Source organism: Vibrio sp. TRT 1302, assembly GCF_050113875.1.
Lineage (GTDB): Bacteria > Pseudomonadota > Gammaproteobacteria > Enterobacterales > Vibrionaceae > Vibrio.
In genome coordinates, this window is record NZ_JBNJOF010000002.1 from 148067 (window position 1) to 164995 (window position 16929).

A 16929-nucleotide genomic window follows, 5' to 3' on the forward strand; every position below is an offset into this window, starting at 1 on the left:
TTACCACACCTCACTATCGTTTTCGAACGTTTTAAAAGAGAGCGCAGTAGGGATATCGCTGAAGTAACCAAAATAGTAACTGGCACCCAGCAATTTATATTGATTGAGTTCTTTTTGGCTGGCGACGCGGCTGGCTACCCATTTAATCTTGTTTTTCCGCAATTGCTTAATCACAGGGATGAGCACTTGGCCGTTCTCTTTATCTGCTAATGAGATAGAGAGTTTTAGCATTGCTGGCTTGAGTGCGGCTATGTGTTCAAGCCTGTCGCATGGCGGTGACACTTCAAACCACACCGAGTACGCCGACTGCTCAATTTTCTCAATAAGCTGATAGGTTTCAGTGGTGAACCCGTTATCCGACATCTGAAGCGATGGAATGACGTGAGCGAAAGCTTTCCCGTGGCATTGGACCACTTGTTGAAAGAAAGTCTGTCCTTGAGGCCAGTTCAATGCATCAATCTTGAGTGGGACAACCACATTGCTAATCAGATCAGGATGAAAGGTTTCTAACTGAAACTGGGTTTGTCGAATAGCAAGATAGAGGCTGAACAAGTCGAGGCAATACTGAATATTTTCCGACAAATCAAACTGGTAGACGCTCTGTTCGCCCTCTCCGCCAAATCGGAGTGTCAGATGTTGGAACTCGACCTCTTCGGAGCGTATCTCCCTGATTGCCTGACAAGCGTGCTTAATATCATTGTGCTTTAGCGCTTCAAACAACAGCGCGTCATCTGTGGTCTCAGCGTGCTCTTCCATGAGTTTGATGATGTAGCCATACATGGCCTGATGTGAGTTTAGATTATCCAAGGTTACCTACCACATTGATCTGTTTTGTTTCTGGAATTTCGTTGTATGACAGCACCGCTAAGCCTTGTGAAAAGGTGCGTGCATATCTTGCGATAAGAGGTCGCAGTTGAGGCATAACCAAAAGAATTGGCGCGATGCCTTGTTGTTTTAGTTGCTGCTTAACTAAAGGTAAATTCTGCTGGAATTGGCTGAGAATATTGGGCTCAATCGGGAAGCTATCTAACATCACGGCACCACTTGCCTGCGCCTGATGCAAAGAGGTGAGCAGCATTTGTTCAAGCTCGTCAGAAAGGGCATAAACCTTGAGCTCATTCTTTTGACCCGCAATGAGATTGACCAAAGTGCGGCGCAGAGCGCAGCGTACATCCGCGGCAAGTAGGATCGGATCTTTGGTATTCTCCGCAGATTCAAGCATGGTATTGGCAATGGTGCGAATATCCTGCAAAGGAACCTGATCGAGCAAGAGTTGACGAAATACCTTGAGTTGCTGCGCTGGGTTCAGGGCGGCGGTCAACGCTTCTGCCAATTTAGGGGCTTGTTGAGTTAACCGTTGTGTCATGGCTTCGACATCATCATGATTAAACAATTCAGCCAAGTGCGTTTTTATTACCTTGCTAATGTGGGTGGCAATGACCGTCGCATCATCAACCACTTGGTAGCCCATGTTGAGAGCTTTCGCCTTGTCTGGATGCTCAATCCATACTGCCGGAAGCTGATAAGCAGGGTCGCTGCCCAAGATGCCATCTACTTCACCATACGTTTCACCCACAGCAATCGCCATCAGACGATCCGGTTCAATAAAACCCTGTTCAATCACTTCACCATTTAGCGAGATGGTGTATTGGTTTGGTTTGAGGCTGAGGTTGTCGCGAATACGGACCTCAGGCAGTAAGAAGCCAACCTGCTCAGACAAATTACGGCGCAGACCACGAATACGTTGGGTCAGTGGGGCTCCCTGTTCTTTATTGACCAGATGAACAAGTCGGTAGCCTAATGCAAGAGAAAGGGTATGAACGTGGGGAATGTCCTCCCAACTGAGTGGCGTTTCCTCTTGCTGCATCGTTTGGCCGATTTGCTCGATGTGATCCATCTGAGCATCATGATGCGGATTTTTGTACTGGCGCCAGCCTGCAAAAGCCACCACAGCGGCGAAAGTGAAGAATGCCAGATGAGGCATTCCAGGAACCAGACCTATGATCAACATGACTGTCGCGACAGTGAAAAGGGTGGTCGGTGAGGCGAGCAGCTGTTTGTGCATCGTCTCCGACATATCATTGTCGCTATCGTTGATGCGCGTCACTATGATTGCCGCCGCAGTTGCTAGAAGTAGCGAAGGTATCTGGGCGACCAGACCATCACCAATCGTTAGCAGGGCGTAAGTTTTGAAGGCATCCGAGGCAGAAAGGCCATGTTCGAACACGCCAATGCTGATACCACCAGTAATGTTGATGAACAGGATCAGTAGACCTGCAATCGCATCTCCGCGAACAAACTTTGAGGCACCGTCCATTGAGCCATGAAAATCTGCTTCGTTCGCGACTTCGCGACGACGTTGACGTGCAGCATGCTGGTCAATAAGACCTGCATTTAGGTCAGCGTCGATGGCCATCTGTTTACCGGGTAAGGCATCAAGAGTAAAACGCGCCGACACTTCGGAAATTCGTTCGCCACCTTTGGTAATCACGACAAAGTTGATGATCATTAGGATAACGAATATCACCATACCGACGACGTAGTTACCGCCAATCACTACTTCACCAAATGCTTGAATCACTTTACCCGCTGCGTCTCCACCATTGTGACCTTCAAGTAATACCACTCGGGTAGAGGCCACGTTTAGGGTCAAACGGAGTAGTGTGGCGACCAGCAATATGGTCGGAAATATAGAGAAATCGAGGGGTCTCTTCGCGGTGGTGCTAACCAAAAGAACCAAGATGGCCAACACAATGTTAAACGTGAATAGGGCGTCTAATAATAGTGGAGGCAGCGGCAGAATCACCATCGCCAGCACCATGAGTAACACCAGCGGAATTCCGATAAATCCTTTTGCAGAAGTCTGTAGTTGTTTTAACCGATTGAGCATAGCTTTGATGTCCTTGGAATAAATCGAGTGATCAGTGTTGCAAGTGTTTCGGAATCACGAAGTGAGGCAGTGGCATCGGCTTTTCGCCACGACCAGTACGAAACGATTTAAGTTGTATGACGTAAGTCAGAATATGAGCGACAGCAATATAGAGCTGGCTTGGAACGGCTTGCTCTATTGCTGTGGTGTAATAGATGGAACGGGTCAAAGGCGGAGAATTGACGATCTCTACCTTATTTTCTCGGGCGATACGCTGAATATGCATGGCCGTTTCGTCAACACCCTTGGCGACCACGAATGGTGCGTCTGATATGGCTGGGTCATATTTCACCGCTACTGCATAGTGAGTCGGGTTGGTGATGACCACATCGGCGGTTGGCACCATCTTTTCAATCTTACGCCTTGCGAACTGTTGCTGAATTTGACGAATACGCTGCTTAACTTCAGGTCGACCTTCATTGTTTTTGTACTCTTCCTTAAGCTCTTGCTTCGTCATGCGAAGCTCTTTAAGGTGCTCCCAGCGTTGGTAGGGAATATCGATGACACCAAATAGCAGCAGGGCAAACCCCATCAAAAGTAGCCCATCAAATAGGATCATCATCACTTTCACGACCCCTTGCTCTAGAGAGAGTCGCTGCATGCCGAGGAGCGGTTGTAAGTGATTGTTTAAGTAGGCATACAAGAGGGCAAAAATTACCGTCACTTTGAATGTTGATTTAAGCAACTCTACCACTGAGCGGCTGGAAAACATGCGTTTGATGCCACTTAACGGATTGAGTTTACTCAGCTTTGGCATCACGTTAGCGGGCCTAAACATCCAGCCACCAAGGATGAGAGTACTGGCGACTGCGACGACAATGATCACGATAAACAATGGCACTAATAGCTGGATGACCGCCCCTAGGCTGTGACCTAATTGCTCAATCATCTGCGTTGGATTTGCCAAGTCTTGTTTGGTCAGTGACATGTTGTATCGAAAGACACCGGCAACACTGTGCCAAATAGCAGGGAGCTGGCTATAGAAGTAGACGGCGACCGCGACAAAAATAACCGCGGTAGTGAATTCCTTGGCTCGAGGAATCTGGCCTTCGTCACGCGCCTTTTTAATTTTCTGTGCTGAGGCCTGTTCGGTTTTATCCTGAGACGACTGGTCACTCATACGCCACCTTGCATGTACTGACTGAGATATTTGAGGGTGTCGTTGACCAGAATTGTGTAGCGACTCGGCACACCAGATATAGAGATCAGAACACTAAATAGGCCGAGCAACATGGTCATCGGAAAGCCGAGAGCATAAACGTTGAGTGAGGGTGCAGCGCGGTTCATCACGCCAAAGCTGATGTTAGCTAATAACATAGAGACGATTGCAGGGAGAGCCAGTGCCAGAGCGGAGGCAAACATCCAGCTAAAAAGGTTCACAATCCCTTGGAAAGAGACAAACGAGAGCCCTGAACCTACAGGCCAGACTCTAAAACTCTGGATTAGCACATCAAGAATCACTAGGTGTCCTTCGAGGGAAAGAAATAGTAAGGTGCTGAAAATTAGGAAAATACGACCAAGAATCGCGACTGACATACCATTTACTGGATCGTTCATCATCGCCATACCAAGCCCCATCTGCATCGATAGGATTTGACCAAGTGTGGTAAATATCGAAAACAGCATGTGGAGTATTAGGCCAAAAAACAGCCCCCAAATGGCTTGCTCGAAGGCGAGAAAAAGTGACGAAAGCGAGAATAAGTCGACAGCGGGCATTGGCGGCATTAGGGGGGCAGCGACGACCACAATGGAAAGGGCCAATAAGCTACGAACCCAGACTGGTATCAGAGCATCACCAAAAAATGGCATCGAGATAAATACCGCCCCAATACGGAAAAAAGGCCACCAAAGCTGACCGAGAAAACGTGACAAATCGGCAAAGGTGATATCCATCAACCAATCATTCCCGGAATGTTGTGGAACAGGTAGTCAAACAGTTCCATGATTTTTCTCAGCATCCAGTGACCCGCAAAAATCACCATCAATAGAGTCACTAGCAGACGAGGTAAGAAGCTGAGTGTTTGTTCGTTGATTTGAGTCGCGGCCTGAAAAATGGCGATCCCAAGGCCAACAATCAGCCCCGGCACGACAAGAACCGCTACCATAGTGATGATCAGCCAGACAGCATTGGAAAACAGCGAAACGGTCATTTCAGGTGTCATAACAGCTCCTGTTAGCCAAAGCTCGCGGATAGGGTACCGACGGTCATAGCCCAACCATCAACCAGAACAAACACGACCAATTTGAATGGCAGTGAAATGATGAGTGGCGACAACATCATCATACCCATTGCCATCAGCACACTGGCTACTACCAAGTCGATGATTAAGAAAGGGATGAACAACATGAAGCCGATTTGAAAAGCGGTTTTTAGTTCACTGATGACAAACGCGGGTAGCACGACGGCGAAAGAGATCTCTTCAACATTCGTATCAAGCGGCTCATTGGCGATGCGGAGCATCTGTTCTAATGACGTTTGTTGAGTCTGTGCCAGCATAAAGTTTCTTACTGGTTTTTCCGCGACCGCAAAAGCCTGCATCAGAGTTATTTCGCCATTGTCGTAGGGCTGAAAGGCATTGTGGTAAATGTCCGTCCATACAGGGCGCATGATGAGTAGCGATAACGCAAGCGCAATACCAACCAAGACACGGTTAGGTGGGCTCTGCTGTAAACCGAGTGCCTGTCTGAGAATGGCTAAGACGACGATGATTCGAGTAAAGCTGGTTGCCATCAAAATAAAGGCTGGCAGAAAGCTTAATGCGGTCATCAACAACAAAATTTGTAGCTTGACGCTGTATTCTTGTTGAGAAGATCCATCGCTGACCGACAGTATCGTTAGTCCAGTGTCATTCGCCGATAAGGGCAAAGAAAAGAGCACAAGAGAAGCGGTGATGATCGCTAGCCAACCTTTAGCAGAACCGAGCTTTGCCATGGTGAATTCAGCCTTATTGAAGCGCAGTTTTAAGTGAAGAATCGACCACGTCAATCAAACGCAAGCCGTACTTTTCATTCACGACAACCACTTCAGCGTGCCCCATTAGTGAGCCATTAACTTTGACATCAAGAGGTTCACCATTGAGTTTATCCAGCTCAATCACACTTCCTTCTCCGGCTTTCATCAACTCACCTAAAGGAATGTCTTTGCTAGCGACTTCTAGGGTGACGGTCACGGGTATGTTTTTAAAGAAGCTGAGGTCACGTTCAGGCATTGGCGCTGAAGTTTCAAGAAGATCAGAATGAGTCCCTTCTAATTCAAAATCGTCGAAATTTAGTTCTTCACCGTTGAAGGTGGTATCGATTGACTCACTCATAGCAGAGGTTCCTTATCGTGATTAATGATTAAAACAAGCTGCCCCTCTTTTTCGGCAACACGGCCATTAAATAGGTGCTGGTCACCAATGCTGACTGGGGCGTTAGATAAAAGCTCGATCGGCAAAATGTCATTGGCTTTAAGTGAAAGTAATTCGCTCAACGGCATACGTTTCTGGCTAAGCAGTACGTTTAGTCGGACGGGGGTTGCCTTCAACGAGTGGCAAAATGAATCGTAGAGCGTGTCGTTTGGTTGGAGATCGAGTTGTTCCGTCAGCGTCTTGACCAGTTGCTCGTCGAGCTTAATGTGCAGGCTGCCATGATGATTGTTGAGTTGAATATCAATTTTGGCATACAAGCCTGTACCAAGCGCCAGCTCGAACTCTGCTGCTGTCCACATCTCTTTTGGAGCCAACCATTGAGTGATTAACTGACCGATACGATCTTGTAATCGTAGGTCGCTGTTACTGAGGGTCGCTTCTGTTCGGTCTACGTGTGCTCCGTAGAAACTATCGGCTAACTTGATCAGTGTGGCTTTGTCACAGTGAACAAACACTTTTCCGCCAGCGTCGTGTTTGAATGTGCTGGTGGTACTGTTTTCCATTTCATTGTTAGCGAAACAATGTAGCGATACTGCGCTCAGGTGAGTGTCGATCTGATTGCTCTTGAGCCAGCTTTGCAGTTGGAAAGTCAGGTTATTACATGAAGAAGAAATCAGCTCTTCCAACTTATCTCGAATGACATGTATCGGTTTTCCCAAAGACTCTACGCTTAGTGGTTGGTAATTAGGAATAGACTTTTTATCTCTGGATTCCATTTTATATTTAACCATTCCTTGACAATTGGTGGGTTATTTCTATCTTCGAACGGCGCCAGTCTACATAGAATTATTAAATATATTTAAGCCAATATATAAATTTTGTGATTTTACTCCATATGTTGATTTAATGGCTGCTTTAGAGCTTCTCATCAAAAATGAAAAAGGTTAGTTTCACTTCATATAAAGTTTGGTGAATGGATTTGTCTGCTATCAATCTATTGTTGCATATATCACTTTATATGACTGTTTTTTATGCATAAAAATTTAACAATCTAACTGCTGGAAGCGGTTTGTAGATTGGCTAATAAACAGTCAGGTGAGTCGAATGATAACTGCCAAGAATAATTTTAAATTTTATAATGCTTTATTTTAATAATTTGTTGGGAACTGATGATTAATTGTTCGAAATTGCATTGGCTATTTCTTTTATTTTCCTCATTCTCTTTGTTTGCCAATGATATTGTTGTTTTTCCTATGGATGAGGTTGAATGGCAATATAAAGGTAATAATTTAGAGTGTGAGTTGAAATATATCGATGATGGACAGGGGAAGTTTTATTTCCGCTCTGAAGAGCGAAATAACCCGTATTTAAATATTCACCTAAACAACGTCGACATAGAGGTAGCTAACAGTGTGCTATACGGCCATCCTGCACCTTGGCAGGGTGAGGTGGCGTCATTGCTCATAACTGAACAATATGATCAGGCTAGGGAGTCTATTGTGTTCGAGCAGAACATCTCTCGCTTAATTCAATTTATCGAACGTGGTGGATGGATTCGCTTTTCCTTAGGCGGAAGAGATACTTCCGCTCTGCGTTCATACCTCATTCCGACGGTGAGAATTCATCAGCCGTTGCGTGAGTTTGTAAATTGTCAGAATTCATTACCGTTAATCTCTTATTCGCATGCGAAAGATATTTCTCTCCATTTTAATAGCGGGCAGAAAAACTTAACGACCGAACAATTAAATACGCTTACGGCATTAGTGAGTTATTTGAAGGCTGACCCCAAGGTCAGCAAGATCTTAGTTGATGGACACACAGACAGTTCAGGTTCGAGAACGAGCAACCTTGCCTTATCGCGCCTTCGCGCTGACCTTGTTAGCCAGCAACTTAATCGCCTCGGCGTGAGCCAGAGCAAGATAGAGGTTCGTGCCCACGGCTCTCGCTATCCAACGGCAACTAATGCGACATCCGCCGGACAGGCAAAAAATCGACGAGTCACTCTACGATTGATCCGATCAAATGAAATGGTGGTTCCAGTGTCATCAAAGCCAAATAACATCACAAAGGTTCAATCATGACAGAGACAAATATCTTGTTGGTTGAGCCAAGAGATGAGTTAGCTCAACCGGTCATTCGCGTGTTAGAGGAGTCTGGGTATCAAGTTACCCATTCTCGTACTGGACGCAGTGCTTTACTTGAACAACAAGCCGTTATTACTTTGGTGAGTTCTAATCTCCCTGATATGTGTGTGCGTGAGTTCGTCAACTGCCACCAGAAGAAACCTGGCGATGGTGTTGCAATCGCGATTGTCGAACAAGAGCAAGGGATCTTGGCTGCGGAAACAATGAAAGCGGGAGCGACAGACTACTTATTGCGCCCCTTTGAAAAAAGCCAACTGATTAATCTACTGAGCCGTGTCGAGGCGATTGGAAAACCCATTACCAATATTGTGGCGGAGTCGTGGCGTAGTAAACAAGTTCTGCAACTTGCTCACCGCGCAGCGTGTACTAACGCGAGTGTCCTGATTACGGGAGAGTCGGGTACCGGCAAAGAGGTATTAGCGCGATACGTGCATCATCAATCTTCACGTGCAGAAGGTCCGTTTGTCGCGGTCAATTGTGCCGCTATTCCTGAATCAATGCTTGAAGCTGTGCTGTTTGGTCATGTTAAAGGGGCGTTCACTGGCGCGACGAATTCGCAAAGCGGCAAGTTTGAAGAGGCAAACGGCGGCACTATCTTGCTTGATGAAATCGGTGAGATGTCTCCAGCAGTGCAGGCCAAGTTATTGCGTGTTTTACAAGAGAGAGAAGTTGAACGAGTGGGAAGCCATAAACCGATTCAACTAGATATCCGCGTGATTGCCGCGACCAATAAGGATCTACGTGAAGAGGTGAAACAAGGTACGTTTCGTGAAGATTTGTACTATCGACTTGATGTCTTACCTCTCCATTGGCCTCCACTGCGCGAACGTCAGGAAGACATCCTTCCCATCAGCCAGTTCTTCATTAACAAGTATCACGAAGGTGGCCAGTGCCATTTATCTCAAGATGCGATGGCGGCCCTTAGTCACTATCACTGGCCGGGCAATATTCGAGAGTTGGAAAACGTGATCCAAAGGGCGCTGGTGATGCGCCATGGCGATTACATTACCGCTCAGGATTTGATGCTCCCGACCGAATTACTCAGCCCTGTCGTAGAGCCTCAGCCATCGAGCAATATGGGCCACGTTGAAGCGAAGAAACAAGCTGAGTACCAATATATTCTCGATAAATTACGTCAGTTCGGCGGTAATCGAACCAAGACTGCAAACGCACTTGGCGTCACTACCCGTGCTTTGCGCTACAAGTTAGCGGCAATGCGTGAACAAGGCATCGATCTACAGTCAGTACTTGGCTCAGCAGCATAAAGGAGGATTCGTCATGGCAAGCCAAATTCAAAATAGTGCAATCACAGCGGAGCAACTCATGTTGTCCAAAATGGATGTGATGCGCACTCAGGTTCAACCAGAATTTGTTGTATCCGCTAACCCGTTAGACGTGCAAAAAGTCAACTCACCGATGTCGTTTTCGGCCGCGATGACCAATGTACTTAATAGCGTCAATGAGCATCAGTCCATTGCGAGTCAGAAAATGACAGCCGTTGAAACTGGTCAGAGTGATGATTTAGTCGGGGCGATGATCGCCAGTCAGAAAGCAAGTTTGTCTTTTAATGCCCTGATGCAGGTACGCAACAAGGTTGTCACTTCTTTTGAAGATATTATGAAGATGCCGGTGTAACCCATGTCAGAAATTACAACTCAAGTTGCGGGCAATCCTTCTTATGGTGCAGGGATTGCTGAACCTTCAACCAGTAATGGCATGCAGCAGTTTACTGCAAAAGCTAAACAGTTGTGGTCGAACAGTCAACGAAACCTAGTGTTATCGGCGGTACTTGCCGCGATAGTTGCCGCCATTATTGTCGTTGCTCTATGGAGTTCCACACAAAGCTTCCGTCCTCTATACAGTCAGCAAGAGCGTTTTGATACCGGTGAGATCGTTTCGGTATTGGAATCGGAAGGTATCAACTACCGCTTACAGGAAGAGAATGGTCAGGTGTTAGTTCCTGAGGGAGAGGTCGCTCGTATCCGCATGCTTTTAGCGGCTAAAGGAGTGAAAGCTAAATTGCCTACAGGCCTAGATTCTCTTCAAGAAGATAGCTCCCTCGGTACTAGCCAGTTTATGGAAACTGCACGCTATCGACACGGATTAGAGGGAGAACTGGTTCGTACCATTATCTCGCTAAATGCGGTAGCAAATGCACGTGTTCATTTGGCGATTCCGCGTCAGACTTTGTTTGTTCGTCAAAACAGCGAAGCGCCTTCTGCTTCGGTGATGTTGGAACTCAAGCCAGGTGAAGAACTTAAACCCCCACAAGTTGAAGCAATCATAAATCTATTGGTGGGAAGTGTAACAGGGATGAAGCCAGAGCAGGTCTCTGTTATTGATCAGTATGGGCGATTGCTCAGTGCCGATGTCGCCTCGGCCGAATCTGGCAAAGTGAATGCTAAGTATTTGGATTATCAGAAAAGTGTTGAAAAGCAAATCATTCAACGTGCTGCTGATATGCTAACGCCGATCGTTGGGCCGAGTAATTTCCGTGTTCAAGTTGCTGCCGATATGAATTTCAGTCAGGTCGAAGAGACTCAGGAAATTCTCGATAACACCCCCATTGTGCGTAATGAACATACCATCACGAATAATTCGATTGATCAGATCGCGCTTGGTGTACCGGGAACGTTAAGTAATCAACCTCCAGTGACCGGTGAAGTGCCGACACAGGATAGCCAGAATACCAATGCTCGCTCAGAAGTTAACCGACAATACGCGGTCGGGAGCAGTGTTCGCCGTACCCAATATCAACAAGGTCAGATAGAAAAACTGAGTGTCTCGGTATTGCTTAATGAAGCGGCGGCTCCCAATGGAACCGCTTGGACCAGCGAGGAGAAAACTCAGATATCCACCATGATCACTGACGCTGTCGGTATCGCGGCTCAGCGTGGCGATAGCTTTAGTCTCATGAGTTTCCACTTTACGCCGTTGGCGATTGAAGCCCCACCCAGTATCCCTTGGTGGCAAGATCCAACCGTTCAGCAGCCGATGCGTTATGTCATTGGTGGCATGCTGGGTATGGCAATGATTTTCTTTGTGTTACGCCCGTTAATCATGCACTTAACCGGAGCAGATACACGAGCTCAAGAGTTGGAGTTTGCAGATCCACAAGATGAACCTGTTTATGACAATCTGCAAACGCGTGAAGAGCGTGAAAGAGAAGAGGCGCTCAACCGTAAGTTATCTGAAAAAGGCATCGCAGCGTCGTCTGGTCTGAATGTCGGTAACGATATGCTGCCGCCAGCCGGTTCGCCGTTGGAAATCCAGTTGAAACATCTACAACTTATTGCGAACGAAGAACCTGAGCGAGTCGCTGAAGTACTAAAACAATGGGTAAATGTGAATGAACACAGCAGAGTCAAAGCAGAAAGCAACGCTTAGCTACGTAGAGCAGACCGCCTTGGTGCTTCTTGGTATGGGTGAAGATGCGGCAGCCAAAGTGCTACGCAACTTTACCCGCGATGAAACTCAACGCGTGACGAGAGCGATGGCAAAACTCAATGGGATAAAAAGTGATAGTGCGCATGGCGTGATTCAGAACTTTTTTGAGGATTTTCGTCAGCACAGTGGTATTCGTGGTGCATCGAAAGAGTACCTTTCGAATACGCTGCGCAAGGCGTTAGGAAATGACCTTGCTAAAGGGCTGCTCAACAACCTTTATGGGGATGAAGTACGCAATAATATGCAACGCCTACAGTGGGTCGATGCGGATATTCTGGCTCGCTTTATCAGCAATGAGCACCCACAGATGCAAGCTATCTTCCTTGCCTATTTGCCATCGGAAAGCTCGTCATTGGTACTGAAACATCTTCCGGAAGACTATCACGATGAGTTGCTTTATCGCATTGCCCGCTTGCAAGACATCGATCATCAGGTTGCGAGTGATCTCAATGAGCTGATTGAACGCTGTATTGAGCATGTTTCTGCAAGCCAAAGTGCACCTCTTTCAGGGGTTAAACAGGTTGCCGACATCATTAATCGTTTTGAAGGTGATCGTGGCTCACTGATGGAAATGCTAAAACTCCATGACGAAGAAGTGGTTAGCCAGATCGAGCAGAATATGTTCGACTTTATGGTGCTGGGTCGTCAGCGAGAAGAGACCATGGATCGTTTGGTACAGCAAGTACCGCTTGAGCTGTGGGCAATGGCTTTAAAGGGAGCGGAAATCAGCTTGCAGCAAGCCATTAAACGCTCCATGCCGCAGCGTATGATCAAAGCGCTTGAGGATGATATGCAACTGCGTGGCGCTGTTCCGCTCAGTCGAGTCGAGCGCTCCAGACAAGAGATTATGCAGATTGTCCGTGAATTGGATGATTCTGGCGAAATCGAGCTGATTCTGTATGAAGAACCAACCGTGGAGTAAGGCGATGTCGTTAGGTAAATCTCAACTTTTCAATATGCCGCTCTCAGGCTATCGCGTGCATCGTTTTCCACCGTTAGCACAGCCAGTAGTAAGTGATCTAGAGTTTGAACAGAGCGACTCTTGGCAGGATGCACAGGTCGAGCTTCAACAAAAGCTAGAACAAGGCTTCCAGACCGGCTTAGAGCAAGGACATGCAGAAGGCTTCACTCAGGGGTTATCTCAAGGCCAACAGCAGGGGCTGCTTGAAGGTCAGAAAGAGGGATTTCAGCAAGGATTTATTTCAGGAGAGCTATCGGGTAAACAAGCGTTCCTTGAAGCGAGTAAACCCGTCAATGAGCTCTATCAAACGCTCGCTAGGTGGCAGCAAGAGCGTGAGCAGCAGCAACGTCATGTCATCTGTGAATTAGTCCAGAAAGTGGCCCAACAAGTTATTCGCGCCGAGTTAACGCTGATGCCGCAGCAAATCTTGGCGTTAGTTGATGAAACCCTCGACGCTATGCCGGGCAAAACGGAACAAGTCACTGTGCATCTTAATCCGCAGGATTTAGAGCGTATTAGCCAAATCAATGCTGAGCTGCCTAAAACATGGAAACTGGTCGCGAACTCCGGTCTACCGTCTGGTGGCTGCCATTTAGTTACCGAAGAGGCAGAAGCGGATGCCAGTTGCGATTCGCGCTTAGAAGCCTGCATGGATAACGTGAAACAACATCTACTTGACGATAGCTCTATTCGTCACCCAGAAGGTTCACAATGAGTAACACGCTCGCATTTGACCTGTTATCCGAGCGAACGAATGAAGCGTTAGCATCACTCGACTCAATACCGGTTGCCAGAGTTACTGGGCGCTTGGTCAAGGTCAGTGGGCTAATGTTACAAGCGGTTGGTTGTCGTTTTAAGCTCGAACAACGCTGCTTGGTAGAAACCGCAGAAGGCGACATGATCGAAGCCCAAGTTGTGGGCTTTGACCATACGATAGCCTACCTAATGCCTATCCGACGTTTAGGGGGCTTGTTTGCTGGTGCTAAAGTGATTCCGTTAGAAGGAGACAGTACAGTTCAGCTCAGTGAGCAGTGGTTAGGCAGGGTGCTAAACGGTCTTGGTGAAGCGATGGATGATGGCCCTAGCTTCAAGGGGGGAGAGCGGGTGTCGCTCGAACCTACGCCAATCAATCCGTTAAAGCGCAGGCCAGTGGATTCTCCGCTGAACGTTGGCGTAAGAGCAATTAATGGATTACTGACGGTTGGCAAAGGTCAGCGCATTGGTCTGATGGCTGGCAGCGGCGTCGGTAAAAGCGTGTTGATGGGCATGATCAGTCAAAACACAGAAGCGGACGTGATTGTGGTTGGCTTGATAGGTGAGCGTGGTCGAGAAGTGCGTGAGTTTATTGAGCGTAACTTAACCCACGAAGCGCGCCAAAAAGCCATTATTATCGCCGCACCAGCCGATGAGTCACCATTGATGCGTTTGCGTGCGACCTTATTGTGCCATCGAGTCGCAGAGTACTTTCGAGACAAAGGCAAAGATGTCCTGTTGATGATGGACTCGTTGACGCGCTACGCAATGGCGCAGCGTGAAATTGCCCTTTCTCTTGGCGAACCGCCTGCGAGTCGAGGTTATCCGCCTTCAGTCTTTAATGTTCTGCCTCAACTACTTGAGCGAGCGGGGAACAGCGGTAATACCGAGGGTAGCTTAACGGCCATCTATACCATTTTAGCGGCTGGGGATGACCAGCAAGATCCCGTGGTTGATTCAGCTCGTGCAATATTAGATGGACACGTTGTGCTATCGCGCAAATTAGCTGAACAGGGACACTACCCTGCCATCGACATTAATGCATCGGTCAGTCGCTGTATGACAGCCTGTTCCCAGCCCGCACATCAAACACTCGCCAACGAGTTTCGAAAAGCGTACGCCAGCTACTTACAGGTTAAAGAGTTGCTACCATTGGGCGGTTACCAACCAGGACAAGATCTGGAATTGGACCGAGCGGTTGCCTTGTACCCTAAACTAGCCGCTTATCTTCAGCAGTCTCAGGATTGCAGCGTGAACTATCAACAGAGCCTGACTGAATTGGCGCAGCTGTTTCAGGATTAAGCGAGGCATGTATGCAAGCTAAGCTCCAAGCGATAGAAAAATTTCAAAAGATCCAGCAACGCCAACGAGATGCGATGTCTCAGCAGTTGGAGGTAATGCGTCGTCAGCAGGAAGTGGCGGTCGAGAAGTTAAACCAACTTGCTGAACTTAAAAAGCAGACCACACCTTGGCAAGGGAATGACAGCCTCAACCGTGAGGCGCTGCTCAACTATAGCCGAGTCGATCAGATGCTTAGAAAGCTGATCAATCATCAGCAACATGAGCAAGCACTGATGCAGGCACAGTGCACTTCATTACAGAATCAGTTACAACGCAAACACCTGAAAGTGAAATGCCTAGAAACAACATTGGAGCGTTGGCAGAAAGAGCATCAGTTAGAGCAGATAAAACGTCAAGATCTGGCATTTGAAGAACTGCTTAATCATAGATTTGCAATTAAGAGCAACTAATCTCATCACCACACGCACCATGTTCTAGATTGTCATCGACATTGGTGACGGCTCATTCAAGGAGGAAGAGGCATTGTTATGCTTAATTTTAAAGACGCCAAGGTATTAATTGTTAAAGAGATTCCTAATCGGAATATCAGCATATCAAGCCTAATGCTTTCACTGGGGGTCAAGCCCTATCGAATGGTGAATCTCAATGATCCTATTGAAGCCGTGAAACGCACTTTCCACCACCAGTTCGACATACTGATTTGTGACCAAACTTATCGGGACAGTCAGTTGACTGCGTCAGATATCGTTGAGCAATTGCAAGCATCAAAAGCCATTGGCGAACGCACCGTGATCGTGATGGATTGTCATGCGGATATGAGCAAAGATTACTCATACTATCTCGCAGATGTCCCTCTGTTAGCAGAGACGAACTTGCGCGAGGTGACTGAGGAACTTCGTACTCAGTTCGAGCGCAAAAATCGCATCGCGCCCATGCTGCAACCTAAGCCTTGGGACTCAGAACAAGAGATGGAGAAACGCTTCCAATCTTTTAGTCAGAAATATCCAGAGTGGCAATACGACCTACTCCTTCATCGTGGACATTATTGTTTGGCGAATCAGCGTACCAAAGAAGCGACCGGACTTTATGGTCTGCTCATCAAACAGAGGCGACAGAAAGATCCAACACTTGAAGTGTGTTACTTCCTCAACGCGTTGGCGTTAAACGGACAGGCAAGAGAAGCACTAGTATTGCACAAAAAATTTGCTGCCGGTCAGCGTAAGTTGGGTCAGCCTTTTACTGATATGGGCGCCTTACTGCAATTCAGTACTGGACATCTGGATAACGCTTATCAATGTCTTTCCAGCTCTAAGCAGGAGTATGGGATGAACTTAGCTCAGAGAACTGAAATGGCACTGCTTGCTGTAGCGCTGGAGAAATACGATCAGGCGTTGGAACTGTTCGCAAATAACCTCAAGTGTGCCGAGCAACTTAATAGAGATCTTACCCAACATACAATGAACTACCTGTTTGCATTGCTGATGTCATGGATGGTCAATTGCGACGCGCGAGCGTTATACCAAAAGAAATTTAAACAGCTGCGCGAACAGGTGTCTCGCGGTCGGCTATCTGAAGCGCAAAATGTGCAGTTAGCATTGCTGACGCTCCATGCAGACTATTTGGTCGAGAAATCATGGCAGGTTTCTGCGCAAAAACAGCTTATTAGCTTAAGCAGCATGTTACCTCAATGCAGTATGAGTTTTAGATTGCATGCGTTGTACATCAGCGCAATGCTTGGCAATGAACGTATTTTTAACCATATACAACAATCCATTACCTGCGGTCAGGCAGTGTTGACATCTTGCCCTCTAAAATCCTCATCCTCACTGTGGATGAGACAGTTGAACTGGGAGCATTTCAAGTTAGTAACGAATCGCACAACCCCCGTTACAGCACAGTATCCGAGCTATGCTTGCCAATAGACGACAAGTTTAAACCTGATATTAAACGGATTTTATAAGACTGGAATCGAGTCAACGAATTTGCCCTTCCAATCTGATTTAGAGGAATTAGATTGCTAGAATTGTCAGCCTTGAGAACAAA

The 16929-nt window shown here is 47.1% G+C and carries 17 protein-coding genes; 9 read left to right on the top strand and 8 right to left on the bottom strand.

All coding sequences use genetic code 11. The annotated features are described in order from the left end of the window. Genes ACQEXP_RS03475 through ACQEXP_RS03510 form a run of 8 tightly spaced genes read right to left on the bottom strand, consistent with a single transcriptional unit; the run spans position 1 to position 7055 of the window. On the bottom strand, positions 1-807 hold the full coding sequence (locus ACQEXP_RS03475; RefSeq protein ID WP_269376160.1) for a diguanylate phosphodiesterase: 807 nt from the start codon (positions 805-807) through the stop codon (positions 1-3). Continuing rightward, complete coding sequence (gene flhA / locus ACQEXP_RS03480; protein WP_426968248.1) at positions 800-2890, bottom strand: flagellar biosynthesis protein FlhA; 2091 nt, start codon at positions 2888-2890, stop codon at positions 800-802. The genes ACQEXP_RS03475 and flhA overlap by 8 nt, the downstream gene beginning before the upstream one ends. 31 nt (positions 2891-2921) lie before the next feature. After that, complete coding sequence (gene flhB, locus ACQEXP_RS03485) at positions 2922-4049, bottom strand: flagellar biosynthesis protein FlhB (RefSeq protein WP_426968249.1); 1128 nt, start codon at positions 4047-4049, stop codon at positions 2922-2924. Continuing rightward, the gene (gene fliR, locus ACQEXP_RS03490) at positions 4046-4822 is read right to left on the bottom strand and encodes a flagellar biosynthetic protein FliR (RefSeq protein ID WP_426968251.1); all 777 of its coding nucleotides are present in this window, start codon (positions 4820-4822) and stop codon (positions 4046-4048) included. Before fliR ends, flhB begins: the two co-directional genes overlap by 4 nt. Beyond that, complete coding sequence (gene fliQ / locus ACQEXP_RS03495) at positions 4822-5091, bottom strand: flagellar biosynthesis protein FliQ (protein WP_006879365.1); 270 nt, start codon at positions 5089-5091, stop codon at positions 4822-4824. The genes fliR and fliQ overlap by 1 nt, the downstream gene beginning before the upstream one ends. 11 nt (positions 5092-5102) lie before the next feature. Further along, positions 5103-5861, bottom strand: a complete 759-nt coding sequence (gene fliP, locus ACQEXP_RS03500) for a flagellar type III secretion system pore protein FliP (RefSeq protein ID WP_269376156.1) — start codon at positions 5859-5861, stop codon at positions 5103-5105. A gap of 13 nt (positions 5862-5874) precedes the next feature. After that, positions 5875-6240 (bottom strand): flagellar motor switch protein FliN, encoded by a 366-nt coding sequence (gene fliN / locus ACQEXP_RS03505; protein ID WP_269376155.1) that lies wholly within the window; start codon positions 6238-6240, stop codon positions 5875-5877. Beyond that, a complete protein-coding gene (locus tag ACQEXP_RS03510) occupies positions 6237-7055 on the bottom strand; it encodes a FliM/FliN family flagellar motor switch protein (RefSeq protein ID WP_426968253.1) in 819 nt (272 codons plus the stop codon). The genes fliN and ACQEXP_RS03510 overlap by 4 nt, the downstream gene beginning before the upstream one ends. Positions 7056-7532: 477 nt before the next feature. Here ACQEXP_RS03510 and ACQEXP_RS03515 point away from each other — a divergent pair, with 477 nt between their 5' ends. From ACQEXP_RS03515 to ACQEXP_RS03555, 9 genes are all read left to right on the top strand, one after another. Next, positions 7533-8360 (top strand): OmpA family protein, encoded by an 828-nt coding sequence (locus ACQEXP_RS03515; RefSeq protein WP_269376153.1) that lies wholly within the window; start codon positions 7533-7535, stop codon positions 8358-8360. Further along, positions 8357-9688 (top strand): sigma-54 dependent transcriptional regulator, encoded by a 1332-nt coding sequence (locus ACQEXP_RS03520; protein ID WP_269376152.1) that lies wholly within the window; start codon positions 8357-8359, stop codon positions 9686-9688. The genes ACQEXP_RS03515 and ACQEXP_RS03520 overlap by 4 nt, the downstream gene beginning before the upstream one ends. Before the next feature lie 13 nt (positions 9689-9701). Beyond that, positions 9702-10058, top strand: a complete 357-nt coding sequence (gene fliE / locus ACQEXP_RS03525; protein WP_269376151.1) for a flagellar hook-basal body complex protein FliE — start codon at positions 9702-9704, stop codon at positions 10056-10058. 3 nt (positions 10059-10061) lie between these two features. Further along, positions 10062-11810 (top strand): flagellar basal-body MS-ring/collar protein FliF, encoded by a 1749-nt coding sequence (fliF, locus tag ACQEXP_RS03530; RefSeq protein WP_426968256.1) that lies wholly within the window; start codon positions 10062-10064, stop codon positions 11808-11810. After that, the gene (locus tag ACQEXP_RS03535; RefSeq protein WP_269376149.1) at positions 11773-12792 is read left to right on the top strand and encodes a flagellar motor switch protein FliG; all 1020 of its coding nucleotides are present in this window, start codon (positions 11773-11775) and stop codon (positions 12790-12792) included. The genes fliF and ACQEXP_RS03535 overlap by 38 nt, the downstream gene beginning before the upstream one ends. A gap of 4 nt (positions 12793-12796) precedes the next feature. Further along, on the top strand, positions 12797-13546 hold the full coding sequence (fliH, locus tag ACQEXP_RS03540; protein ID WP_426968554.1) for a flagellar assembly protein FliH: 750 nt from the start codon (positions 12797-12799) through the stop codon (positions 13544-13546). Continuing rightward, on the top strand, positions 13543-14886 hold the full coding sequence (locus ACQEXP_RS03545; protein ID WP_426968259.1) for a FliI/YscN family ATPase: 1344 nt from the start codon (positions 13543-13545) through the stop codon (positions 14884-14886). Before fliH ends, ACQEXP_RS03545 begins: the two co-directional genes overlap by 4 nt. 11 nt (positions 14887-14897) lie before the next feature. Then, positions 14898-15335, top strand: coding sequence for a flagellar export protein FliJ (locus tag ACQEXP_RS03550; RefSeq protein ID WP_426968260.1), 438 nt, complete (start codon positions 14898-14900; stop codon positions 15333-15335). 78 nt (positions 15336-15413) lie between these two features. Then, positions 15414-16808, top strand: coding sequence for a hypothetical protein (locus tag ACQEXP_RS03555; RefSeq protein ID WP_426968262.1), 1395 nt, complete (start codon positions 15414-15416; stop codon positions 16806-16808). Positions 16809-16929 lie beyond the last annotated feature (121 nt).